The following is a 23,997-nucleotide window of genomic DNA, read 5'->3' on the forward strand; positions in this document are numbered from 1 at the left end:
GTTTGATATTTTGCCTGTGGCAAAAATCATGGTTAAGCTAATAAGAGCACACGGAGGATGCCTAGGCGCCAGGAGCCGACGAAGGACGTGGCGAACGACGAAATGCCTCGGGGAGCTGTAAGCAAGCTTCGATCCGGGGATGTCCGAATGGGGAAACCCGGCTACTGTAACAGGTAGTCACTCTTTGGTGAATACATAGCCAAAGGAGAGGCAGACCAGGGGAACTGAAACATCTAAGTACCCTGAGGAAGAGAAAACAATAGTGATTCCGTCAGTAGCGGCGAGCGAACGCGGATTAGCCCAAACCAGGAAGCTTGCTTCCTGGGGTTGTGGGACGTCTCACACGGAGTTACAAAGGTGTACCCTAGATGAAGAGGTCTGGAAAGGCCCGCGATAGAGGTAAAAGCCCTGTAATCGAAATGGTACACCCTCCGAGACGGATCCCGAGTAGTGCGGGGCACGTGAAACCCCGTATGAATCCGGCAGGACCATCTGCCAAGGCTAAATACTCCCTGGCGACCGATAGTGAAACAGTACCGTGAGGGAAAGGTGAAAAGCACCCCGGAAGGGGAGTGAAATAGAACCTGAAACCGTGTGCTTACAAGAAGTCAGAGCCCGATCTATGGGTGATGGCGTGCCTTTTGTAGAATGAACCGGCGAGTTACGTTCCCGTGCAAGGTTAAGGTGAAGAGCCGGAGCCGCAGCGAAAGCGAGTCTGAATAGGGCGAGTTAGTACGTGGACGTAGACCCGAAACCGGGTGATCTACCCCTGTCCAGGGTGAAGGTGCGGTAACACGCACTGGAGGCCCGAACCCACGCACGTTGAAAAGTGCGGGGATGAGGTGGGGGTAGCGGAGAAATTCCAATCGAACCCGGAGATAGCTGGTTCTCCCCGAAATAGCTTTAGGGCTAGCCTCGGAAAAGAGAGTCGTGGAGGTAGAGCACTGATTGGGTGCGGGGCCCGCAAGGGTTACCAAGCTCAGTCAAACTCCGAATGCCATAGACTTAGTTCCGGGAGTCAGACAGTGAGTGCTAAGATCCATTGTCAAAAGGGAAACAGCCCAGACCATCAGCTAAGGTCCCCAAGTGTGTGTTAAGTGGGAAAGGATGTGGAGTTGCACAGACAACCAGGATGTTGGCTTAGAAGCAGCCACCATTGAAAGAGTGCGTAATAGCTCACTGGTCGAGTGACTCTGCGCCGAAAATGTAACGGGGCTAAACACACCACCGAAGCTATGGCTTGATGCTTGCATCAGGGGTAGGGGAGCGTTGTATGCAGGTTGAAGGTGTACCGTAAGGAGCGCTGGACAGCATACAAGTGAGAATGCCGGTATGAGTAACGAAAAGATCAGTGAGAATCTGATCCGCCGAAAGCCTAAGGGTTCCTGAGGAAGGCTCGTCCGCTCAGGGTAAGTCGGGACCTAAGGCGAGGCCGAAAGGCGTAGTCGAAGGACAACAGGTCGAAATTCCTGTACCACCGTAAACCGTTATGAACGATGGGGGGACGCAGGAGGGTAGTGACGCGGACTGATGGATGTCCGTCCAAGCAGTGAGGCTGATGTGTAGGCAAATCCGCACATCGTAAGGCTGGGCTGTGATGGGGAGTGAAAATTACAGTAGCGAAGGTCATGATCTCACACTGCCAAGAAAAGCCTCTAGTCAGGTGAAGGTGCCCGTACCGCAAACCGACACAGGTAGGCGAGAAGAGAATTCTAAGGCGCGCGGAAGAACTCTCGTTAAGGAACTCGGCAAAATGACCCCGTAACTTCGGGAGAAGGGGTGCCTCGGTAGGGTGAATAGCCCGAGGGGGCCGCAGTGAAAAGGCCCAAGCGACTGTTTAGCAAAAACACAGGTCTGTGCGAAGCCGCAAGGCGAAGTATACGGGCTGACGCCTGCCCGGTGCTGGAAGGTTAAGGGGAGTGGTTAGCCGCAAGGCGAAGCTATGAACCGAAGCCCCAGTAAACGGCGGCCGTAACTATAACGGTCCTAAGGTAGCGAAATTCCTTGTCAGGTAAATTCTGACCCGCACGAATGGCGTAACGACTTGGGCGCTGTCTCAACGAGAGATCCGGTGAAATTTTAATACCTGTGAAGATGCAGGTTACCCGCGACAAGACGGAAAGACCCCATGGAGCTTTACTGCAGCTTGATATTGAATTTGGGTACGATCTGTACAGGATAGGTGGGAGCCGTAGAAGCAGGAGCGCAAGCTTCTGTGGAGGCGTCCTTGGGATACCACCCTGATCGTATCTAGGTTCTAACCTGGTACCGTAATCCGGTGCGGGGACAGTGTCAGGTGGGCAGTTTGACTGGGGCGGTCGCCTCCTAAAGAGTAACGGAGGCGCCCCAAGGTTCCCTCAGAATGGTTGGAAATCATTCGAAGAGTGCAAAGGCAGAAGGGAGCTTGACTGCGAGACCTACAAGTCGAGCAGGGACGAAAGTCGGGCTTAGTGATCCGGTGGTACCGCATGGAAGGGCCATCGCTCAACGGATAAAAGCTACCCTGGGGATAACAGGCTTATCTCCCCCAAGAGTCCACATCGACGGGGAGGTTTGGCACCTCGATGTCGGCTCATCGCATCCTGGGGCTGAAGTAGGTCCCAAGGGTTGGGCTGTTCGCCCATTAAAGCGGTACGCGAGCTGGGTTCAGAACGTCGTGAGACAGTTCGGTCCCTATCTGTCGTGGGCGTAGGAAATTTGAGAGGAGCTGTCCTTAGTACGAGAGGACCGGGATGGACGTACCGCTGGTGTACCAGTTGTTCCGCCAGGAGCACCGCTGGGTAGCTATGTACGGACGGGATAAGCGCTGAAAGCATCTAAGCGTGAAGCCCCCCTCAAGATGAGATTTCCCAGTATGTAAGACCCCTTGAAGACGACGAGGTAGATAGGCTGGGGGTGGAAGTGCAGTAATGCATGGAGCTGACCAGTACTAATCGGTCGAGGGCTTATCCTAAAGTAAAATGCAATGATTCGTTTCGGTTCCAGTTTTCAGGGTGTAACACCTTGGAATTATGGAGAGATACCCAAGTGGCTATAAGGGGACCCTCTGCTAAGGGGTTAGACTGCGTAAGCGGTGCGAGGGTTCGAATCCCTCTCTCTCCGTAGTAACATTTTTAAGAAGTACAAGCTTCATTTATTATGGCGGTGTAGCTCAGCTGGCTAGAGCGTACGGTTCATACCCGTGAGGTCGGGGGTTCGATCCCCTCCGCCGCTATACATACCCAGGAGGCTTAGCTCAGCTGGGAGAGCATCTGCCTTACAAGCAGAGGGTCGGGGGTTCGATCCCCTCAGCCTCCACCATATGTGCCGGTGTAGCTCAACTGGTAGAGCAACTGACTTGTAATCAGTAGGTTGGGGGTTCAAGTCCTCTCGCCGGCACCATTTATGAAATATGCGAGGAACTGTGGTGTAGAGGCCTAACATGCCTGCCTGTCACGCAGGAGATCGCGGGTTCGAATCCCGTCAGTTCCGCCATTTTCTTAAGCTTTACACTGTTTAGTATGACAGACACTGGTAAAGTGGAAAGGGGTATCCCCTGTACACTTTATTTTTATTTTATAAGGATTTTTGATATGGCTCGGTAGCTCAGTCGGTAGAGCAGAGGACTGAAAATCCTCGTGTCGGCGGTTCGATTCCGTCCCGAGCCACTTTAATCTGGAGGATTAGCGAAGTGGCCAAACGCATCAGACTGTAAATCTGCTCCCTTACGGGTTCGGTGGTTCGAATCCATCATCCTCCACCAGAATTTGAGCCATTAGCTCAGTTGGTAGAGCACCTGACTTTTAATCAGGGTGTCGAAGGTTCGAGTCCTTCATGGCTCATTCATATAAGTCATCAACTTTACGTTGATGGCTTTTTTGTATTTTCATCGTGTGTGATAAAATATGAGATATACTCTACATAAAGCGGGGATTTGCTATGAATCATACCGAGACGTTACAGCAGCTACAGCAGATTACGGGTTTAACTTTTTCCATAGTTGAGCTTACGGAGGGGCACGAGCCTTGGTTACCACAGGTTAATCAGGAGCAGGGAAGGAGAGAATCCTTCATTTATGAGCACCAGATTTTTTTCCCAAAGCGTGCTTCTGCTGGAGCCGAGCTTGCCTTTGTAATTGACGAGCAACAACTCTCACCGCGTGAGCGCAGGCTTGTGGATGCTTGGCTGGATGGTGTTCCTGGGCATGGGGATGCCTCGGGAGATCTGGAGGATGACGAAGAGGGGCGCATGAGAAGACTGGGGCGGTGGGCTCTGGAGCAGTCGATATTGGATGAAGACCAACGTGTACCGCATCAGTTAAGGCTAGATCAGCAGTTCCAGACAGCAATGGTACCACTGCTGCTAACAGGCGAGGGCTTGCATTCAGGGCAGGTGAACTATGCCTTGCTACAAAGATTTTTGAACTCTTATTTTGGTGGAGTGGTCATGCTCATCCCTTTGGAGGATCAGGAGTGGTTCATCTTGGCGGAGGAAGAACTCGTCGTAGGAGCCGAGGATGAACGTGACACAAACACGGCAGAGCAAATGGAAGAGGTGCTTACGGCCTTTGCCCTCGGGCTGTACGAGCTTGTTGCGAGCGAATGGGTAGGGGTGTTCCATATTGCAGTCGGCAAATCTATCACACCTTTGGTAGAACTACCAAGAACAGTGTCTTTGCTCAGAGAGACGATTCATCTGGGGCGTATCTTCCATGTAACAGAGCATATTCATCTTCCATGGGAGCTAAGCCTGGAGCGTATGATCTATAGTATCCCTGATGAGCAACGCAAATTTTTCGTGAAGCATGCGGGCAACCAGTCAGCCATGTTCGAGGATGCAGAGACCCTCACGACACTGGAGACATTTTTTCAGATGGATTGTAATGTCAGTGAGACGGCGAAGCGATTGTATGTGCACCGTAATACCCTCATCTATCGACTCGATAAGATCAAGCAAGAGACGGGACTTGATGTGCGTACCTTTAATGATGCGGTTTTGGCCAGACTTATTCTGCTATTGTACAAAGTAACAAAAAGCAAATAGCTTTTTTGTGCAGTTTGTGGATAGCCAGTTAGGCAGGGCTCGGGTAATATATGTATTAGGAAATGTATTCGATTTCATTACGAGAACTGAGGAGGCAAAACCCATGGCTGGTGTACGTTTAGAGCATATTTTCAAAAAGTATCCGGGTTCCGATAAAGCGACTGTAGTTGATGTTAACTTGGACATTAAAGATAAAGAGTTCCTGGTATTGGTTGGTCCTTCGGGTTGTGGTAAATCCACTACGCTGCGGATGATCGCAGGTCTGGAAGAAATCTCGGAAGGTAAGCTATACATCGGAGACCGTGTTGTAAATGATGTAGCTCCTAAAGATCGGGATATTGCGATGGTATTCCAATCCTATGCCCTGTACCCGCATATGAACGTATACCAAAACATGGCGTTTGGTCTGAAGCTCCGTAAAGTAAAGAAAGAAGAGATCGAAAGACGTGTTCGTGAAGCAGCAAAAATTCTCGACATTGAGCACTTGCTGGAGCGTAAGCCGAAGGCTCTCTCCGGTGGACAACGTCAGCGTGTAGCCTTGGGACGTGCGATCGTACGTGACCCTCAAGTCTTCTTGATGGATGAGCCGCTCTCCAACTTGGATGCCAAGCTGCGTGGTGCGATGCGTAATGAGATCACTAAATTGGCAAAACGTCTGGAAACTACCGTTATCTACGTAACACATGACCAGACTGAAGCGATGACAATGGGTGACCGTATCGTAGTAATGTCCGAAGGGATCATTCAACAGGTGGATTCTCCAGATGACCTGTATAATAGTCCGAAGAATCTCTTCGTTGCCGGATTCATGGGTTCACCAACAATGAACTTCATCAACGGTAAGCTGGTGGAAGTGAGTGGCAAGGTTCATTTCCAAGCTGAGAATCTGGACGTCGAAGTTCCTGAAGGAAGAGCACAGATCCTTAGATCCAAGGGTTATATTGGTAAAGAGGTTATCCTGGGTATTCGTCCAGAGGATATTCATGAAGAGCCTGTATTCCTGGAAGCTTCCCCGAATACAACCTTCAAGACTACAGTAGATGCTACAGAGAACCTGGGTCACGAGACCCTGTTGTACCTGACAGGTGCAGGTCCTTCCACTGTCATTGCTCGTGTAGATGGTCGCTCTACTACTCGTGAAGGAAGCAAGCCTACGTTGGCCTTTGATATGAACAAAGTCCATATCTTCGACAAAGAGTCCGAAGCCAACGTATTTCTAGTTTAATAGAGATATGACAAAGGTTGAAGCTGCCGAGGTAACTCGGTGGCTTCTTGTTGTTATGTCGGTTATATCTTTATGCTAGTCATAGCTTATGAAGCTCTGCATCACCTGCAATTGCATTTAACTGAAAATTCCTATACGATGGGTATGTATCATGGGGGAGTTATTACTACTCAGCTTACATAAGACTCATTAGCTTGTTTGGTTGATCTGTAGAAGAAGTAAGTGCTTTGTTCTGCTGAATTGCTATACGCTCGATGGTTATTCACAGTCTTTAGGTAATTCCAGATCTTGAGTATTGCAGCAGAGCTTGCTTGCAGGCTCTGTATGATAACATATCGGACCCGGCTGAGGTTGAAAGGAAGAGAAACATGCCCAAAAAAGTGAAAGTGAGCGAACTCGTTCAGCAGTTTCATTTGGAAGTTATCTCTGGTGAACAGGGGTTGCGCAGACCAATTACGGTAGATGATTTGAATCGCCCAGGTCTGGAGATGGCCGGATATTTTGAATATCACCCACAGGAACGGGTGCAGCTCTTGGGTAGAACTGAGCTGGCGTTCTTTGCTATGCTCCCACCAGAGGAGCGAGTGGATCGGATGCAGCGTCTTTGTACAGAAGATACGCCGTGTATTGTAGTGACTAGAGAGCTAGAGGTGCCGCAGGAGCTGATTGATGCGAGTAGCAAGCATGACATTCCTGTGCTGCGCAGTAATATGGCCACCACAATCTTGTCCAGTAGAATCACCAATTTCCTGGAAGGGAAATTAGCGCCTACAGCTACCATTCACGGTGTATTGTGTGATGTATACGGGGTAGGTATGCTTATTACCGGCGGAAGCGGCATCGGTAAGAGTGAGACAGCATTGGAGCTGGTGAAGCGTGGACATCGTCTGGTCGCTGATGATGCGGTTGAGATTCGTCAGACCTCAGACTTTCAGCTGCATGGCAGTGCGCCTGAGCTCATCCGTCATTTGCTGGAGATTCGTGGGGTAGGTATCATCAATGTTATGACGTTATTCGGTGCAGGTGCTATTCGGAATCACAAGCGTATTACGCTTGTTGTTCGTCTTGAGGCATGGCAGCAGGACAAACAATATGATCGACTTGGACTGGATGAAGAGACTACACGTATCATTGATACAGACGTGCCTCTAGTCACTATTCCGGTTAGACCCGGACGGAACCTTGCTGTTATCATTGAAGTAGCTGCAATGAACTATCGACTGAAGCAAATGGGCTATAATGCTGCATTGCAGTTCACTAACAAGCTGACAGCAACAATTGCTGAAGATATGGATGATATGGACTGATTCTGAACAGGAGTTCAGGCTAAAGAAAACACTGGCATTCAGGGAGTGAGATAAATCATATGGCAACACTGTTAATAGATCCGATCGCGTTCGCTATTGGACCGCTTAAGGTACACTGGTATGGTCTAATTCTTGGATGCGCGGCGCTGGTGGGGCTGCTGCTGTGTATTCGTGAGGGTAAGCGCTATGGCATTCCTCAGGATTTTTTCATGGATATGCTACTGCTGGGCGTACCTTCAGCCATCATTGGGGCCAGAATCTATTACGTGGCCTTCAAATGGGAAGATTATCGTGACAACCTGGTCGATGTCTTAAAAATCTGGAACGGCGGTATAGCCATCTACGGGGCTTTGATCGGTGCGATTATTTGCGGGGTCATTTACTTCCGCTACAAAGGCTACAACTTCTGGAGGATTGCGGATATCTGTGCACCAGGTCTACTCATTGGTCAGATGATCGGACGTTGGGGGAACTTCATGAATCAGGAAGCCTATGGTGGACCTGTAGAGGAATCCTTCTTGCGTTCACAGCTTCATTTACCAGATTTCATTGTGAATCAAATGAATGTGAACGGCGTGTTCCATCACCCTGCCTTTTTGTACGAGTCCATCTGGAGCCTGATTGGAGTAGGCCTGCTTCTGCTGCTTCGCCGCCGCCCATTCGTGCGTGCTGGGGAGATCTTTGCTGGCTATTTCATTTGGTACTCCATTGGTCGCTTTTTCATCGAGCGTCTGAGAACAGACAGTCTGGCTTTTCAGAGTCCAGAATGGCTAGCTTCCTTCATAAATGGGCTGTGGGCCCCAATGACATGGTTTGGATTCGAGCCAGGCTATCTGGACCCAGCGTATGGAAATGTACGTATTTCGCAGCTCCTCGCTATTGTGCTCGTGCTGGCAGCCGTTATCTTCATTGTATATAGACGTAAAACGTATCCGAATCTGCCGCACTACAATGATCCGATTGTCTCTACCAAGGTTCAGCATGGACAAGATGGTGCTACAGCATCTGAGAAGGTGGATTCCGCGCAAGCGAATACCGCAGACCGCCATGCAGAGGAGGCATCGGAGGAGACAGAGGCACAGCCAAAGGAGCGCAATCATGATTAACACAGTATTATTTGATTTGGACGGTACCATTATGGATACGAATGAGCTGATCATCAGCTCATTTCTCCATATTATGAAGGATCAAGGCTCGGCTACGCTGACACGGGAGCACATCATTCCGCATATGGGCGGTACCTTGGAGAACCAACTGCGCACCTTCACGGGCGCAGCGGATGTAGCTGACTATGTGCGTCAATATCGGGCATATAACCTGCTGCATCATGACAATATGGTCAGGCCGTTCCCCCATGTGGAGGAGGTTATCAAGTCTCTGCATGAGATGGGTATACAGATGGGAGTAGTAACTACCAAGATTCGTCCATCTTCGTACCGGGTGCTTGATTTGTTTGGATTGACCTCTTATATGGGTACTATTGTAACAGTGGATGATGTAGAGCATCCCAAGCCGCATGCCGAGCCTGTACTAAAAGCGGTCTCCGCATTGAATGCTGATCCTGCGCGCACGCTGATGGTTGGAGATAGCTCGTTTGATATTCAGGCGGCGCATGCTGCAGGTGTGCTATCGGCTGGAGTGGCTTGGTCCCTGAAGGGTGAGGAGACACTGCTGAGCTATAAGCCGCACTATATGCTGCATGATATGAGGGATCTGCTCAAGCTGGTTAAGCAAGGCTCTGAGGCGCTGTGAGACGACTGGAACGTTATCCTGTTGAAGGCGCGAATGCACTATGGCAGATCTACAGAAGTGTAAGCCCCTGGAAGGGCGTCAAGAATTTCATATGCATTCAGGCAGCACGATATTGCCCAGTGCTTCCCCTTAAAAACTGGATATACCGCAGGCTGCTCGGCATGCAGATTGGTGAGCACACGGCCTTCGGGCTGATGGTCATGGTCGATGTTTTCTTTCCCGAGAAGATCAAGATCGGCACCAATAGCGTAATTGGGTACAACACGACCATTCTTGCCCACGAGTATTTGATTCAGGAGTACCGCCTTGGCGAGGTCATTATTGGCGATGGGGTGCTGGTTGGAGCGAATACAACCATTCTACCTGGTGTAACCATTGGGGATGGGGCAGTAGTAGCAGCTGGCTCCATTGTGCATAAGGACGTCCCGGCAGGAGCCTTTGTGGGGGGGAATCCTCTGCGGGAGCTGAAGCAGTCTGGGCCGCGTTCGTAGTACATACCGATTCAGTGCAGATACTTGACAGACGTGTAATGATCGAACAAGGCCGGACAGCTTCAGTCGGGCCTTTTTTGTTGGTACATGGCAGGTGCGTCTTTATAACATTCAGCTTGCTCTCAGGGTGCATTTGGTTGGTAGTCAGAATCAGCCTGTATACTAGCGAAGCACCGGTGAATGTGAAACAAGTTACATTGTGGTATATAGGTAACTATTGGGATATTAGTTGATCTAACCTGGTGAATCGTCTAAGGTAATGGAGAGGCTTGTCTAAGAAGGAGGAATGATGATGGCACGGCAGCAAAAGGAAAGGTTGCCGCAACTTGATATATTCCGAGCCCTGGCTATTCTCGGCGTGCTCCATGTTCATGCTACATCCTATGCAGCAGGCATACAGGCAATGGAATCACCTTATTACTGGATATTGAATTTTGTGAATATCTTCTTTAAGTTCGGCACCCCTTCATTTATATTCTTGAGCAGCTTTGTGTTGTTCTACAATTATTATGATCGTCCGATTGACCGAGGGATGATTGGCCGCTTTTACGGGAAGCGAATGAGCTATATTCTCCTCCCCTATTTCATCATCTCACTTGGCTATTTCGTATTGGCCCAGACCGTGAACGGAGAGTTGTATTTACCGATTACAGAGCAGTTGCAGTTTTTTCTGTACAGACTCCTGACAGGATCTAATTATACGCACTTATACTTTGTATTCATCAGTATTCAATTCTACATTTTGTTCCCGTTCCTGTTGAAAATGTTCCAATCCTCGCGTTGGCTTGTTCGCTGGGCGATTCCCGTCGGACTTGTGTTGCAGTGGGCATTTATCTTCATGAACAAATTTGAGTGGCAGATTGTGAATAAAGGAAGCTTGTCGATCTCCTATCTTGCTTATTATTTTATGGGTGCTTTTGTGGCGGTTTATTTTGATCGATTCAAAGTTTGGCTAAATTCTTCATGGTCTGAGCTATCTGCTACGCTTCGCTGGCGTACGATACTGCTGTGGGGAAGCTGGCTTACGGTGTCGATTGTACACGTACTCTTGTGGCTGTATGCCCGCCGAGATGGAGTATGGGTGGATACGCTATGGTACGAGCTGCTGTGGAATGCACATACCATGCTATCGGCACTAGTCCTGCTGCATAGCGCCTTCAGGCTGTATGCGAGAGCAAATCAGGCTGTGGTGACCTTCCTGATTCGGATGGGAGAGGCATCCTTTGCAATCTATCTGATCCATCCGTTGGTGCTGGCTGTATATCGCCGTTTCCGGTACCACATCCCGATTGATTCCTTTACCTATGTTGTATGGATCGCTGGGGGGCTGGTGGTTGCTCTCTTCCTTACCTGGCTGATGGTTGCCTTCGGCTTCCGCTATGTCCCATTCGTTAGAATTTTCCTGGGGAGTGTGCCCAGGTCCTATCTGCCAACAGCAGGGAAGGACTCATCCAAGGTTCAGTCACGTCGAGCTAACATTTAGGAAACGCCCATTGAATCTATAGATTGTTCGGCCATCTTTGGGCATTTGGGCCGTTTTCGTATGATCAGGTTAGCCAGCAATTGCTGGTTGACCTTTTTTGTGTATTTATTGCTATGATTCTCACTAGCTACGCAGACTATAGATAACATTGTAGATTAGAGATAACAATCGTATTTGTACCTTGCCGCTCTAAGGCTAGCCAAAGGTTCGCAATTGACTGAATAAGGGTATTCATGTTAATATAGCGAAATATCGAACGCTTTAATTTGTTAGCACTTTACCATAGTGAAGTGATTTGCAGTAACAGGTACAATGTAGTCATGTATGTACATGTGATGATGAATATAAGTGTAATGCTGGTACTGTAGAAAAGAACAAAACTTTCTACAATGTTTCTATTAAACGATAACTGATCTTATAAATGGAGTGAATAAATATGTCCAAGCCGAAGGGATTCGAGAAACCGATCGGGGTAAGAGATTATCTACCACATGTAGTGGCACGGCTTCGCGATATTGAGAGCAAGGTGCTTGCTTGTATGGAGCGCTGGGGCTATCAACAGATTATAACCCCGAGCATGGAATACTATGACACAGTTGGTGTTGCTAGCTCAACCTCGGATCATAAGCTCTTCAAATTGTTGAATAACCGCGGTACTACGCTCGTCCTTCGTTCTGATATGACGGCACCGATCGCTCGTGTTGTATCCTCTCTTCTGAAGGCAGAGGCCCTACCGTTGAGATTGTCCTATCATGCGAATGTCTTTCGGGCTATTGAGGAGGAGGCAGGTCGTGAGGCTGAGTTTTTCCAGACTGGACTGGAACTGGTGGGAGATGACTCTCCCGAGGCTGATGCAGAGGTCGTGGCACTGGCAATCGCTTCACTTCAGGCCGCCGGTGTGCAATCCTTCAAGATTGCAATGGGTCACGTCGGATTTCTGAATGGACTGTTCGAGGAGATTATTCCGGGTCAGACGGAAGATCAGAAGCTGCTGAAGGAGCTACTGCTAAGACGTGATGTGGTCGGCTATCGTGCCGCTGTGCAACAGCTTTTCTCGACAAATTCTGGGAAGGGTGCAGATGCTTCAGAAGAGGCACAGAATCAACTGGAAGCTATTCTGCGTCTGCGTGGCGGGAAAGAGATTTGCGATCAGGCTACGGAGCTGAGCTCGAATCCGCTGGCAGTGGATTCTGTCTCACATCTCTGCAAGGTATGGGAGGTGCTGGAGGCTTATGGTGTATCCGAGCATGTGCTCATTGACCTGACGATGATTGGCGATTTTTCCTATTATACGGGCATGATATTCGAGGGCTATGCTGCGGGAATCGGTTCTCCTGTCGCCAGTGGAGGAAGATATGATAATTTGCTGCAGCAATTTGGACGGGATGTGCCAGCTACGGGCTTCGCTCTGAAGACCAACCGGATCGTGGATGGAATGGAAGAGCAACAGGTGACGGAGCAGCATACCGTGTTCATTCGATATGACGCTGAGAGTCGCAGAGAGGCTCTGACCGAGGCTACACGATTGCGTGAAGCGGGTAAGGTGGTTATTACTGGAATACTGGGAGGCACAGCCGATACGGAAGCTTCGGCCACTGCTTATACTGAAATCATCACCTATGAAAAGGGATTGGCCACTCGGCCGGGAATATAACACGATAGGAGGGATTACGAATGACCGAGATTCTGAAAGTCGCCATGCCCAAGGGGCGGATCTACAAGCAGGCTTCGGTGCTATTCCGGGAGGCTGGTATTCCGATTCCAGAGGATGTGGATGATACGCGCAAGCTGGTCATTCCATTGCCGGAGCTGGGGATGGAATTCATCATGGCCAAGCCGGTAGACGTGCCGACCTACGTGGAATACGGTGTGGCTGATATCGGTATTGTAGGCAAGGATGTTTTAATGGAAGAGAACAAGGATGTGTACGAGCTACTGGATCTGGGTATCGCACGCTGCCGCATGTCCGTCATCGGGTTGCCGAACTGGCAACCTGGCATTCGCCAGCGCGTGGCGACCAAGTATCCGCAGGTAGCCTCGCAATACTTTCGAGAGCATGGCGAGCAGGTGGAGGTCATCAAGCTTAATGGCTCCATTGAATTAGCTCCGCTGATTGGCCTCGCGGACCGGATTGTGGATATGGTCGAAACTGGCCAGACGCTGCGTGAGAACGGGCTGGTAGAGCAGCACGAGATCTTCGAGATTACAAGCCGTCTCATCTCGAATCGAGTCAGCTACCGGATGAAGAATGAACGGATCCAGGCGATATGCGATCGACTGCAGCAGGTGATTCCTGGGGCCGTCAAGCAAGGTGGATAGTGTATCTGAGCTACAGCTAGAGTTCAGTTATATAGTATTTAAGGATTCAGATGGATCGGATGTGTACGGAGGAGGAACGGTAATGAAGATAGTAGCAGCCCGTGACCTGCAGCTGCAGCGTGAAGTGGATTACGGAACACCAGAGCAGAATGCAGCCGTGAAGGACATTATTCGTGCAGTGCGTGAGGAAGGTGACCAGGCGCTGCAGCGATATACGGAGCTTTTTGACAAAGTAAGTTTGTCTGGCGCTTCACTGCGGGTCTCACCAGAGGAGCTGACAGCAGCTTATGACCGGGTGGAGCCAACTTTCGTGGAAGCGATTCGAGCCGCGGCAGCGCAGATTCGAGCCTTTCATGTCAAGCAGAAGCGCACATCCTGGATGGATCTGCAGCCGGACGGTACGTTGTTGGGTCAAGTATTGCGACCTCTGCAGCGAGTAGGTGTATATGTGCCTGGTGGAAAAGCCGCGTATCCATCCTCCGTGCTAATGAATGTCATACCTGCACAGGTGGCCGGAGTTCCTGAGATCGTGATGGTAACGCCTCCGGCAACGAACGGAAAGGAAGGCATCGACCCGTATACACTGGTGGCTGCTGCTGAGGCAGGCGTAACTGAAGTGTATCGTGTAGGTGGTGCACAGGCAATTGCAGCCCTTGCCTATGGAACGGATAGCATTCGCCCAGTGGATAAAATCTGCGGTCCCGGGAACATCTACGTGGCTCTCGCCAAACGTGAGGTCTATGGTGCCGTTGATATTGACAGCATAGCGGGACCGAGTGAGATTGTAGTGCTGGCCGACGATACGGCCAACCCTGTCTATGTGGCAGCAGACCTGCTGTCACAGGCTGAGCATGATGAGATGGCTTCTGCCATTCTGGTTACGCCATCGCAGCAGCTCGCTGAGGCGGTATCTGCGGAGGTAGAGCGCCAGTTAGCTGATCTGCCACGCCGGGAGATTGCTGCTGCGTCTGTAGCGAATTATGGCTCTATTGTGGTCGTGGATGACATTACGGAAGGGCTATCCATTGTGAACCGCTTGGCTCCAGAGCATCTGGAGATTATGGTCGAGAATCCAATGGAATACGTTGGCCGAATCGAGAATGCCGGGGCAATCTTCCTTGGACCGTATAGCTCGGAGCCTGTAGGGGATTATTTTGCAGGACCAAATCATATTATCCCGACCAATGGTACAGCGAGATTCTCTTCACCTGTAGATGTGGACGATTTCATCAAGAAATCCAGCCTGATCTACTACAGCAAGGAAGCGTTGCTGAAGAACGGGGAGACCATCATGGAGCTGGCAAGACACGAGGGGCTTGAAGCGCATGCCAGGGCCATTCTGGTACGGTTGAATAATGAAGGAGAGGTGTGATCCCAAGATGGACAACAATAATACAGTACAAGCTCGGACGGCTGATATCAGCCGCAAAACAAATGAGACTGATATCCAATTGGCATTTGCAATTGATGGGACAGGCCAGACAGAGCTTGAGACCGATGTTCCTTTCCTGAATCATATGCTGGATTTATTCGCGAAGCACGGACAATTCGATCTGAAGGTGCAGGCACGAGGCGATATTGAGATCGACGACCATCATACGGTGGAGGATATCGGTATTTGCCTGGGACAGACGCTGCAGGAGGCGTTGGGAGACAAGAAGGGCATTAAGCGGTATGCGAGTGTATTTGTTCCCATGGATGAGGCGCTTGCCCAGGTGGTTATTGATCTGAGCAATCGTCCACATTTCGAGTACCGTGCTGAGTATCCTTCAGCTCAGGTGGGGAGCTTCTCGACTGAGCTCGTTCATGAGTTCCTCTGGAAGTTCGCACTTGAAGCCCGGATGACGCTGCATGTCATTGTGCATTACGGTCAGAATACGCATCATATGATTGAAGCGGTGTTCAAGGCACTGGGACGTGCACTGGACGAAGCGACGTCTATTGATCCACGTGTGAAAGGTGTACCTTCGACGAAAGGGGTGCTGTAACATGACCATCGCGATTGTAGATTATGGCCGTGGCAATCTGCATAGTGTCAGCAAGGCTGTAGAGCGGCTTGGATACGAGGCTGTGGTGACGAGCGATGAGCAGGAGATCCGTTCCGCTGCAGGTGTCATCCTGCCGGGGGTTGGCGCATTTGGCGATGCCATGGAGCAGCTGCGTAAGAGCGGACTGGATAAGGTGATGAAGGATGTAGCTGCCTCTGGACAGCCGCTACTAGGTGTATGCCTAGGGATGCAGCTGCTATTTAGCCGGGGGGAAGAATACGGTGAGCACGAGGGACTGGATATTTTGCCTGGTACCGTGGTACGGTTCGCTGCCAATTCTGGGCTGAAGGTGCCGCATATGGGATGGAATCGTCTGCATTTCTCCCAAGGAGATCATCCGCTATTTCGAGGACTAGAGGAAGGTCACGTCTACTTCGTGCATTCCTATCACGCACAGACGGAATCTGCTAGTGATCTGCTCTCTGTAACGGATTACGGCGGACCTGTTACCGCCATTGTAGGGCGTGGCACTGTCTATGGCATGCAGTTTCACCCGGAGAAGAGCGGGGAGCTGGGAATTGCCCTGTTAGGGAATTTCCTCGCTATGACACATGATAAAGCATAATCAGTGAGTCAATTCGACTCTCAACATATGAATTCACAGTACAGGGAGGCAGCGTATGTTCACGATCTATCCCGCTATTGATATTCGGGGCGGTAAATGTGTAAGGTTGATACAAGGGGATTACAACCGTGAGACAGTATATAACGACAATCCACTTGAGGTAGCTCGTGAGTGGGAGCGACTGGGCGGGACTTTCATTCACCTAGTAGATCTTGATGGGGCGAAGGCCGGTCATCCCGTGAATGATGATATTATCCGCAGCATCGCATCTGCGGTACAGGTGCCTGTTCAGGTCGGAGGCGGCTTGCGGACGCGGGCGGATGTAGACCGTGTGCTGTCACTCGGTGTAAGTAGGGTGATTCTCGGAACGGCTGCTATCGAGGATCGTGCCTTTACGGAAGAGGTGCTCGGCACCTACGGAGACAAGATTACTATTGGATTGGATGCCAGAAATGGATACGTAGCGACACGCGGCTGGCTGGAGACCTCGGAGGTCAAGGCTGAGGAGCTCGCTCGTGAGCTGGCTGCCAAAGGTGCAGAGACGTTCATTTTCACCGATATATCGCGTGACGGTATGATGCAGGGGCCAAATGTTGAAGCGATCCTGTCATTGGCCAAGAGCAGCGGTCGTCAGGTCATTGCCTCGGGAGGAGTCAGCACGATGGAAGATCTGCTGAAGCTGTCCTCTCATGCCAAGGAAGGCATTGGCGGAGCGATTGTGGGCAAGGCGCTGTATACCGGTAGCATTCAATTGGATGAAGCAATTCGTGCCGTGGCTGGAGCCGAATAACAGAGCCAGAGCCAGAGTCAGGTACAGGATTCGAACTATTGTAAGAAGCAAACGACCGGATCATGCCCTTTACTGTACGTGATTCTGGTGTTAGGTAAATGTAAATCGTGGCGGGGAGGTAAGGAGATGCTGGCTAAACGTATTATTCCATGTCTGGATGTAAAAGACGGCCGCGTCGTAAAGGGTGTGAATTTCGTCAATCTCCGGGATGCAGGCGACCCAGTAGAATTAGCTGCTCTGTATGATCAGGAAGGTGCAGATGAAATTGTATTTCTCGACATTTCGGCCTCGGTGGATGGGCGAGCGACCATGGAAGAGGTCGTGCGTCAGACCGCAGGTGAAATCTCGATTCCCTTCACGGTTGGAGGAGGAATATCTCACGTCGACGATATGAAGCGGATCTTGCGGGCTGGAGCGGACAAGATTAGCATTAATACAGCTGCGGTATTGAACCCGAAGCTGATTACGGATGGAGCCCGTGGGTTCGGATCACAATGTGTCGTGGTAGCCATCGATGCCAGATATAACGAAGCCTGGGGCGAGTGGGAAGTGTACACTCATGGTGGACGCACAGCTTCCGGCATTCGGGCGCTACAGTGGGTAAGCGATGTGGAGAAGCTGGGAGCAGGCGAGATTCTGCTGACGAGCATGGATGCGGACGGAACGAAGGATGGCTTCGATCTCGCCTTGACTGCGGCGGTAGCTGATCGGATCAGCATACCCGTGATTGCTTCCGGTGGTGCCGGCAAGAAGGAGCACTTCTACGATGTGTTCACCGAAGGCGGTGCTGATGCAGGACTAGCGGCTACGATTTTCCACTATAAAGAGATTGCCATTCAGGAATTGAAGAAGGATTTGAAGAACAGGGGAGTGGAGATTCGATGACGAGTAGTGAAATTAACGAGCAAATCTCCCTGGAGCAGGTCGTGGAGAATGTGCGATGGGATGAGGCCGGTCTAGCGCCTGCGATTGTACAGGATGCGGTGACTGGGCAGGTACTGACATTGGCCTATATGAACAGGGAGTCTCTGCGTAAATCCCTGGAGAGTGGGGAGACGTGGTTCTGGTCACGCTCTAGACAAGAGCTATGGCATAAGGGAGCTACTTCGGGCAATACACAGCGGATTGCATCCTTGAATCTGGATTGCGATGGAGATGCACTGCTTGTACGTGTACACCCGGCTGGTCCGGCCTGTCACACGGGAGCCATTACTTGCTTCGACCGTGAGATTGTTCTTCCAGGCAAAGAGGTTACCGCTACAGGTGAGACCTACAATGCTCGTCCGGATCGCTTCGCTGTACTGGCTGAGCTGGAAGCAGTGATTGCCGAGCGTGAGCGTACGCGCCCTGAGGGAGCCTATACCACATATCTGTTCGAGAAAGGCATCGACAAGATTCTGAAGAAGGTGGGCGAGGAGACGTCAGAGACGATCATTGCTGCCAAGAATCAGGATAATGACGAGCTACGGCTGGAGGTAAGTGATCTGCTGTATCATCTGCTGGTGCTGCTGCAGGAGCGTAAGCTTCCACTGGATGAGATCATGACGGAGCTGGAGCGCCGACACGAACGTCCTCGACGGGATTAATCGGGATCGGGGTGCGCTTATCGCGCATTAGTAATTCAGCTTTCATAACGTTTATCTAGAGCTTGTGAGAAACTGGATTTTGATCACATAAAGGGGGAAAGACTGTGCGTATTGATTATCATACACACCATGCCCGTTGTGGGCACGCAGTCGGCAGTCTGGAGGAGTATGTTCAACAGGGGATTCGGCTTGGTCTCGACCAACTGGGCTTGTCTGATCATATGCCTCTGCTTCATGTGAACCCTGCGACGTATTATCCCGAGATGGCCATGGCTATGGAGGAGCTGCCCCGTTATGTTGAGGAGTGCTTGAGCCTGAAGGAGCGCTACAAGGATCAGATTGATATTCGAGTCGGTCTGGAGGGTGACTACATTGAGGGCTGGGAGCGTGAGATCGAGAAGATCGTAAAGGCCTATCCGTGGGATTATGTTATCGGTTCGGTGCATTTTCTCGGGGAATGGGACGTGAGCGACTATCGTCAGGTTCACAACTGGGAAGGTCAGCGTGTCCTTGAGGTGTATGCAAGGTACTATGATGCAGTGTCCAAAGCAGCTGCCACCGGCTTCTACGATATTATGGGTCATCTTGATGTCATTAAGCGGTTCGGTCACTACCCGGAGCCATCCGAGGAGGAGGAGCTTCGGGAGCTGGAGCGAGCGACGCTGAGCGCGATAGCCCGCAGTGGTCGAGCAGTGGAGCTGAACGCTTCGGGGTTATCGAAGCCATGTGCGGAGATGTTCCCAAGTCAGCGCATTCTGGAAGAAGCACGGCAACTGGCGATTCCTGTAACGCTGGGCTCGGATGCGCATGATCCGCTCAAGCTGTCCGAGCATCTGGAGGAAGCGCGTGCGCTGCTCTATGATGTGGGATATCGGGAGCTGGCAGTCTTTCGGAATAGAGAGCGCTCATTCGTCGAGCTGGCATAAGACTCTAACAGGAACGGTTAGAATGAATGAGCAGGATAATATGGACGTCGAATAATAAAGGGTAACTTACAGCAGTAACCGATCTCGATTCGAAGGCATACGTGTCTGAGCAAGATCGGTTATTTTCATAGCTCTAGCGGCTAAAGGGCGTTATAATCCACTTAGAGGAACATGAAGTATATAGAAGCTCAGATGACGTTTTTCTTATATTGAATGGAAGGTCGGGGGAGGACAAGCATGCAACAGAGTCTGCGGATTTTCTCGGGATCATCGAATCCTGAGCTTGCTGCGAGCATATGTGACAAGCTGGGCGTAGAATTGGGGCGCATCAAGCTATCGCGTTTCAAGAGTGGAGAAGTCTATGTTCACTATGAGGAGAGCATACGTAACTGTGATGTGTTCCTGGTGCAATCCCTCGCGCACCCCATCAATGAGCTGTTCGTGGAGCTACTTGTCATGATTGATGCGGCTAAGCGTGCTTCTGCCCGAACAATTAATATTGTGGTACCTTACTACGGTTATGCGAGACAGGAGCGCAAGGCGGCTCCACGCGAGCCGATTTCCGCCAAGATGCTGGCTGATGTCCTGACTACGGTAGGGGCTACACGTGTCGTGACGCTGGATTTGCATGCGGCAGCTATTCAAGGCTTTTTTAACATTCCGGTGGATCATTTAACCGCTCTGGATCTAATTAGTGAGCATCTCTGTTCGCAGTCTCTTGAACGTCCCGTAGTTGTATCCCCAGATGCAGGCCGTGCCTCCATGGCAGAGAAGCTGGCGAATCAACTGGATTCCCCGTTTGCCATCATGATCAAGAAGCGTCCTGCTCATAATGAGTCTGTCATTACGCACGTTATCGGAGATGTGGAGGGGCGTACGCCGATTATTATTGAGGATCTGATTGATACCGGAACTACGATTGTGAATGTGGTGGAGAGCTTGAGGGAAAGAGGCTCACAGCCAGTCATCGTCTGTGCCACGCATGGGCTGTTCTCGGGCGGTGCTCTGGACAAGCTGAATCATCCGTTCATCCGGGAGATTGTCGTGACGGACTCCATCAAGCTATCCGCAGAAGGGATGGAGCGGCTTAAGGTGCTCTCCGTTGCGCCTATGCTGGCTCAGGCTGTTCGCATAATTATGGATGGTGGCTCAATTGCTACCCTGTTCAAGGACGCAGGCATTTAAATGCCATGCGTCTTTTTGGATTTTTTATTGCTGAACATTTGCCAATTTGGGAGATCGTGAGCTCAACATAGAGTAGCCCCTATCGTAAACACTCAGTTCAATCTCCGGTCAGAGGTGAATTGCTCGTAATTGCAGCTCACAGGGAAGTGAAAAGTGAAGCATATTGTAGTGCGTTGTCCGGAGCTGGTGCCAAAAATAACTTGCTGATTTCTGTGAGAAGTGGCAATCAAGTTATGTTATAATAGATAGGCTCAATAGCAAGTTAAAGGAGGTGCCTTTGTTATTATGAAAGGCAAAAACCTGCGGGTTACGGACACTCGCTCCAATATGATCACTTTGCGTCTCGACGCGTCCTTTTTCTTCGAGAGAGCCGTCCGCTCGCTGGATCGCAATCATTATGACAAGGCATTGAAATATTTTCGCAAAGCTGTGGAATATGAACCGGATAATCCGGTGAATCATTGCAATATGGCGGGTATATTATCAGAGATGGGGAATTATACAGGTTCCAACGAGGTTCTGGACCACGTGTTGACGCATGTCAATCCATCAATGACGGAATGCTACTTCTATATGGCTAATAACTATGCCAATATGGAACAATTTGAAGAGGCGGAGCGTGCCTTGGTCACCTATCTGGAGGAAGACGCAGAGGGGCAGTATCTGGAAGAGGCAGAGGACATGATGGAGCTCCTGTACTATGAGCTGAATCGTCCAACCAAGCTGAGCCGGATCAAGGCTCGGGGTGGAGTCGTCGAGCATGATCAGGCCAGAAAGCTGCTGGAAGAGGGCAAATTCGCCCAAGCGGCGAAACTGCTGGAGCAGATCTCGGGTGATCAGCCTGAACTGCTTGCAGCCCGTAACAATCTGGCGTTGTCCTACTACTACATGGGCATGTTCAAGAAGGCCAAAGAGACCATTCTTCAAGTACTGGAGTCTGATCCGGGCAATCTGCATGCCTTGTGCAACCTGGCGATCTTCTATCAGAATGAGGGCGGTGGTCCCCATCTAGACGCATTGATCAAGACTCTCGCGGTCACAATTCCCTTCCAGCATGATCAAGTGTTCAAGCTAGGCACAACCATGGGCATTCTGGAGCAACATGAAGAGGCGTATTACCATTTCCGGCGGCTGTTGAGGCAGACTGAGAGTGGAACGGACCCTTCCTTGTACCATTATGCTGCCGTAGCGGCCAGCAATACAGGACGATATGACGAGGCCTTGCGACTGTGGGCGAAGGTGCAGAAGCTAGATCCTTCCTCCGAGATTCCGAGGTTCTATCTATCCCGAATGGATGAGCTTAAGTCGCAGGGGAAGCAGCTTGAGAAGCTGAGCTATCACTACCATCTGCCATTCGACGAGCAGTTCAAGCTGTGGGAGAAATATGGCTCGCGCAGTATGCCCGACGATATGAAGAAGGACCCGCTTGTACGCTCTTCCTTCTTCTGGGCTCTGCACCATGGTGATGATGCAACCAGGCTTCAGGTGATTCATGCCCTGGAATTGATCGGTGATGAGGAGGTACGGCAGGCACTTGAGACATTCCTCACCGAGACGGGTCTGAGTGACACCTTGTATCAAGCGGCCACCAAGGTGCTCCGTGAAATGGAAGTAGAGCATCCTGAGCAGGAAGCAGCCCCTTCTGTCACGGCCATTCCGGAGAAGCTGCGAAGTGAAACGATGTTCTCGGATTCTGCCAACATTCAGCTTCAGGCTGTTCTCGACAGAGCCGTCTCCGTCATGGGACAACGCTATGACGCCGCCCAGATCAATGATCTGAAGCAGCTCTGGTCTGAATATGTGAATCATGTGGGGCATGAGCTCGTGATTCAGCATGTAGAAGGCTGGTCTGCAGCGCTGGAGTATCTGACGGCTAAAATGAATCACCAACGCGTCACCTATCGTGAGGTTGCAGATTACTACGGAATATCGGTATCCACGATTAGTCGGTATGCCCGGCAGATTGATTCGGTATGTGGCATCAGCACAAAGACGAGCAAGACCCTGAAGGATTTCACAGAACGAGTATAGTGTGGCAGCAAGGATGTACTCGGGTTGCACCCAGCACAGACGAAGAACTACTTTGAAGGAGGTCATTTCCATGTACAAATCCCTTATTATCGGCACAGGTCCTGCAGGCTATACCGCAGCGATCTACCTGGCAAGAGCCAATATGAATCCACTTGTCATTGAAGGCATGCAACCAGGCGGACAGCTTACGACAACTACCGAAGTAGAGAATTTCCCAGGCTTTCCTGATGGCATTATGGGGCCTGAATTAATGGATAACATGCGCAAGCAGGCCGAACGCTTTGGAGCCGAGTTCAAATCCGGCTGGGTGGAAGAGGTGGATCTGTCCAAGCGTCCTTTCAAAGTCAAAGTAGAGGGAGTGGGCGTCATTGAGACGGAATCCCTCATTATTGCTACCGGGGCATCCGCCAGATATCTGGGCATTCCGGGTGAGCAGGATAATGTGGGCCGGGGAGTGAGTACGTGTGCTACTTGTGATGGCTTCTTCTTCCGTAACAAAAAAATCATTGTGATTGGTGGAGGAGACTCGGCGATGGAGGAAGCAAGCTTCCTAACGAGATTCGCGTCCAGCGTTACCCTGGTTCACCGCAGAGAAGAATTGCGTGCATCCAAGATCATGCAGGATCGTGCCCGTGATAATGAGAAGGTCCTCTGGTCCTTGAATCGTACTCCGCTGGAGGTTGTGGCTGAGGCTACTGGCGTGAAGGGCTTGAAGGTGCTCAACAATGAGACTGGGCAAGAGGAGTTCATTGAAGCGGACGGTGTATTCGTAGCCATTGGTCATACACCGAATACAGGCTTCCTCGCGGGACAGGTAACGACAGATAGCCATGGCTATATTGAAGTAAGACCTGGAACGACCGAGACGAACATCCCAGGCGTCTTCGCATGTGGAGATGTGCAGGATACCCGATATCGTCAAGCCATCACAGCAGCTGGTTCCGGTTGTATGGCAGCTATGGATGCTGAGAAGTACCTTGAGGGTAGCATGGTGCATGATTGGAGCGAGACTCTGGATCAATAACCAGAAGCAGAGATTCAGGCCACGAATTTGGTCTTACATCGTTAATTGTATTCCCCACACCCACCTTGCTGGCAATATGCATGTGTGGGTGTTGCCAGTTTTCTGCCTGGGAAGCTATCCTTTCTCGTCTGCTTGACCGGATGAATAGGTTCGCTTATAGTTGGATACGTAGGTAAGACCAAGGCGGGAAACCCCTTGCTGTAAGCGCGATAATTTGAATTTTAGTCTCTTACTAAAGTTATA

General features: G+C 50.6%; 19 protein-coding genes, 8 tRNA genes and 1 rRNA gene. All 28 read left to right on the top strand.

Features of this window, described 5'->3' with window-relative positions; translation table 11 throughout:
- Positions 1-30: 30 nt before the first annotated feature.
- The 28 genes from MKX74_RS00715 to trxB all read left to right on the top strand — a co-directional run bounded on the left by MKX74_RS00715 (position 31) and on the right by trxB (position 23,754).
- A 23S ribosomal RNA gene (locus MKX74_RS00715) occupies positions 31-2,953 on the top strand.
- A 60-nt stretch (positions 2,954-3,013) separates the two neighbouring features.
- Positions 3,014-3,102: transfer RNA gene (locus MKX74_RS00720), tRNA-Ser, on the top strand.
- Between the two features lie 38 nt (positions 3,103-3,140).
- A tRNA-Met gene (locus MKX74_RS00725) sits at positions 3,141-3,214 on the top strand.
- Positions 3,215-3,224: 10 nt separating this feature from the next.
- Positions 3,225-3,300, top strand: a tRNA-Val gene (locus tag MKX74_RS00730).
- A 5-nt stretch (positions 3,301-3,305) separates the two neighbouring features.
- A tRNA-Thr gene (locus MKX74_RS00735) sits at positions 3,306-3,381 on the top strand.
- Between the two features lie 16 nt (positions 3,382-3,397).
- Positions 3,398-3,474 (top strand) — tRNA-Asp (locus MKX74_RS00740).
- A gap of 100 nt (positions 3,475-3,574) precedes the next feature.
- Positions 3,575-3,647 (top strand) — tRNA-Phe (locus MKX74_RS00745).
- A gap of 9 nt (positions 3,648-3,656) precedes the next feature.
- A tRNA-Tyr gene (locus MKX74_RS00750) sits at positions 3,657-3,742 on the top strand.
- 6 nt (positions 3,743-3,748) lie between these two features.
- A tRNA-Lys gene (locus tag MKX74_RS00755) sits at positions 3,749-3,821 on the top strand.
- 97 nt (positions 3,822-3,918) lie between these two features.
- Complete coding sequence (locus MKX74_RS00760) at positions 3,919-5,022, top strand: PucR family transcriptional regulator (RefSeq protein WP_341177178.1); 1,104 nt, start codon at positions 3,919-3,921, stop codon at positions 5,020-5,022.
- Positions 5,023-5,125: 103 nt separating this feature from the next.
- Positions 5,126-6,247, top strand: a complete 1,122-nt coding sequence (locus MKX74_RS00765; RefSeq protein ID WP_341177179.1) for an ABC transporter ATP-binding protein — start codon at positions 5,126-5,128, stop codon at positions 6,245-6,247.
- Between the two features lie 368 nt (positions 6,248-6,615).
- The gene (gene hprK / locus MKX74_RS00770; RefSeq protein ID WP_018888135.1) at positions 6,616-7,554 is read left to right on the top strand and encodes an HPr(Ser) kinase/phosphatase; all 939 of its coding nucleotides are present in this window, start codon (positions 6,616-6,618) and stop codon (positions 7,552-7,554) included.
- Between the two features lie 59 nt (positions 7,555-7,613).
- Positions 7,614-8,660, top strand: a complete 1,047-nt coding sequence (gene lgt, locus MKX74_RS00775) for a prolipoprotein diacylglyceryl transferase (RefSeq protein ID WP_341177180.1) — start codon at positions 7,614-7,616, stop codon at positions 8,658-8,660.
- Positions 8,653-9,306 (top strand): pyrophosphatase PpaX, encoded by a 654-nt coding sequence (gene ppaX / locus MKX74_RS00780; RefSeq protein WP_018888137.1) that lies wholly within the window; start codon positions 8,653-8,655, stop codon positions 9,304-9,306. The genes lgt and ppaX overlap by 8 nt, the downstream gene beginning before the upstream one ends.
- Entirely contained in the window at positions 9,303-9,797 is a 495-nt protein-coding gene (locus tag MKX74_RS00785) for an acyltransferase (protein ID WP_018888138.1), read from the top strand. The genes ppaX and MKX74_RS00785 overlap by 4 nt, the downstream gene beginning before the upstream one ends.
- 292 nt (positions 9,798-10,089) lie before the next feature.
- Complete coding sequence (locus MKX74_RS00790) at positions 10,090-11,280, top strand: acyltransferase (RefSeq protein WP_341177181.1); 1,191 nt, start codon at positions 10,090-10,092, stop codon at positions 11,278-11,280.
- A gap of 436 nt (positions 11,281-11,716) precedes the next feature.
- Complete coding sequence (locus MKX74_RS00795) at positions 11,717-12,934, top strand: ATP phosphoribosyltransferase regulatory subunit (protein ID WP_018888140.1); 1,218 nt, start codon at positions 11,717-11,719, stop codon at positions 12,932-12,934.
- Between the two features lie 20 nt (positions 12,935-12,954).
- Positions 12,955-13,599, top strand: a complete 645-nt coding sequence (hisG, locus tag MKX74_RS00800; protein ID WP_025681433.1) for an ATP phosphoribosyltransferase — start codon at positions 12,955-12,957, stop codon at positions 13,597-13,599.
- Positions 13,600-13,681: 82 nt separating this feature from the next.
- Complete coding sequence (hisD, locus tag MKX74_RS00805; protein ID WP_341177182.1) at positions 13,682-14,971, top strand: histidinol dehydrogenase; 1,290 nt, start codon at positions 13,682-13,684, stop codon at positions 14,969-14,971.
- A 7-nt stretch (positions 14,972-14,978) separates the two neighbouring features.
- Entirely contained in the window at positions 14,979-15,587 is a 609-nt protein-coding gene (hisB, locus tag MKX74_RS00810; RefSeq protein ID WP_018888143.1) for an imidazoleglycerol-phosphate dehydratase HisB, read from the top strand.
- A gap of 1 nt (position 15,588) precedes the next feature.
- A complete protein-coding gene (hisH, locus tag MKX74_RS00815; protein ID WP_341177183.1) occupies positions 15,589-16,212 on the top strand; it encodes an imidazole glycerol phosphate synthase subunit HisH in 624 nt (207 codons plus the stop codon).
- Positions 16,213-16,267: 55 nt separating this feature from the next.
- The gene (hisA, locus tag MKX74_RS00820; RefSeq protein WP_341177184.1) at positions 16,268-17,002 is read left to right on the top strand and encodes a 1-(5-phosphoribosyl)-5-[(5-phosphoribosylamino)methylideneamino]imidazole-4-carboxamide isomerase; all 735 of its coding nucleotides are present in this window, start codon (positions 16,268-16,270) and stop codon (positions 17,000-17,002) included.
- 126 nt (positions 17,003-17,128) lie between these two features.
- The gene (hisF, locus tag MKX74_RS00825) at positions 17,129-17,887 is read left to right on the top strand and encodes an imidazole glycerol phosphate synthase subunit HisF (RefSeq protein WP_341177185.1); all 759 of its coding nucleotides are present in this window, start codon (positions 17,129-17,131) and stop codon (positions 17,885-17,887) included.
- Positions 17,884-18,588, top strand: a complete 705-nt coding sequence (gene hisIE, locus MKX74_RS00830) for a bifunctional phosphoribosyl-AMP cyclohydrolase/phosphoribosyl-ATP diphosphatase HisIE (protein ID WP_025681428.1) — start codon at positions 17,884-17,886, stop codon at positions 18,586-18,588. Before hisF ends, hisIE begins: the two co-directional genes overlap by 4 nt.
- A 104-nt stretch (positions 18,589-18,692) precedes the next feature.
- Entirely contained in the window at positions 18,693-19,514 is an 822-nt protein-coding gene (gene hisJ, locus MKX74_RS00835; protein WP_025681427.1) for a histidinol-phosphatase HisJ, read from the top strand.
- Positions 19,515-19,751: 237 nt separating this feature from the next.
- Complete coding sequence (locus MKX74_RS00840; RefSeq protein ID WP_018888149.1) at positions 19,752-20,699, top strand: ribose-phosphate diphosphokinase; 948 nt, start codon at positions 19,752-19,754, stop codon at positions 20,697-20,699.
- A gap of 285 nt (positions 20,700-20,984) precedes the next feature.
- Complete coding sequence (locus tag MKX74_RS00845) at positions 20,985-22,730, top strand: tetratricopeptide repeat protein (protein ID WP_341177186.1); 1,746 nt, start codon at positions 20,985-20,987, stop codon at positions 22,728-22,730.
- 70 nt (positions 22,731-22,800) lie between these two features.
- Entirely contained in the window at positions 22,801-23,754 is a 954-nt protein-coding gene (gene trxB, locus MKX74_RS00850) for a thioredoxin-disulfide reductase (protein ID WP_025681425.1), read from the top strand.
- The last annotated feature ends 243 nt before the right edge of the window (positions 23,755-23,997 follow it).

The organism is Paenibacillus sp. FSL K6-1230 (assembly GCF_038002385.1).
GTDB classification, from domain to species: Bacteria; Bacillota; Bacilli; order Paenibacillales; family Paenibacillaceae; genus Paenibacillus; species Paenibacillus massiliensis.